1 protein-coding gene is annotated in these 1,036 nt (G+C 31.1%); it reads left to right on the top strand.

What is annotated here, in order from left to right; all coding sequences use genetic code 11:
* Positions 1-198 precede the first annotated feature (198 nt).
* Positions 199-906: a hypothetical protein gene (locus H4J75_RS19600; RefSeq protein WP_182217113.1), complete on the top strand. Its 708-nt coding sequence runs from the start codon at positions 199-201 to the stop codon at positions 904-906.
* The last annotated feature ends 130 nt before the right edge of the window (positions 907-1,036 follow it).

Raw genomic sequence — 1,036 nt, 5'->3', positions numbered from 1 at the left:
ATGCAAAAAGTGTGGTGTTAAACTTACCTAACAAGCACTTCAAACGGAACAAAAACAGTTGGTTAGGTTCCGCTTCGCTTCACATTTTAACCAACAATTTTTGTCCGCTTAAGTGGGCGTTATGTACATATCGTATGAGTCACTTGATAGTGAATGTGACAAGATATCTGATCATACTAAATTTAATAAGGATGTTTAATGGAAAAGCTTAATGTTGTATATGCAGTAATTATAAGTACTTTAGTTTGCTTAGGTGGATATTTGTACAATGATTTAATGTCAGAAAAAGTTACTGTTAAATTACTGGAAAAAGAAAAAAACGAATTGAATTTAATAATCAATGATTTGAAAAAATTAAATAAAAAAAACTCAATTAAATTAGAGCAGTCAAATATACTTCTCAGTAATCTGCAGAATGAATTTCTTCTATTTAAAGGAATGCTAATCGTAGCAAAAACTGATTTAAAGGATTCTGAGAAAGTCGAAGCTATTGATGTTTTAGTAAAAGAAGAATCTCTATCTGAGGATGAGATGGTGAATTTACAGGCTTTTTCAAAAAAAATTATTGATGAAAGTAATTATGACTCTCGCCAAGATGTTGATGAAGAGTTTGAACAAGAAGAAGTTGACCATGAATGGGCTTATGAATACGAACAAAATGTTAGAGAATTAGTTCAGAATGATGACAAGTATGGATTTGATATACAGTCCCTTTCTTGTAAAACTACAGCGTGTAAATTAAAAATGACAGCAGATGAGTCTAATAGTATGTATTTAGGCGCAATGCTTTCAAAAGTTATTCAAGAACAAAGTTGGTATGATAAAAATGATAGCATTAATTTTAATCCAGTAGTTACTGATGGACAAATAGTCGTAACAGTTCATAGAGATTTTTCGGGTCAATAAAATGTACATAACAACACGCCCTGAGGTGGACAACTAGTAAAATTTAGCTATTTATTGCAAATTTTAACAGTGGTGATCCTCTTCGTTTTAATGCTTCTAAATATTTTGATTCGTTGTAGGGCGTCTTCGT

This window comes from Colwellia sp. BRX10-1 (assembly GCF_014077545.1).
Taxonomy (GTDB): Bacteria; Pseudomonadota; Gammaproteobacteria; order Enterobacterales; family Alteromonadaceae; genus Colwellia_A.
The sequence above is the reverse complement of the archived record's forward strand: the minus strand, read 5'-3'. Positions and strand labels throughout refer to the sequence as shown.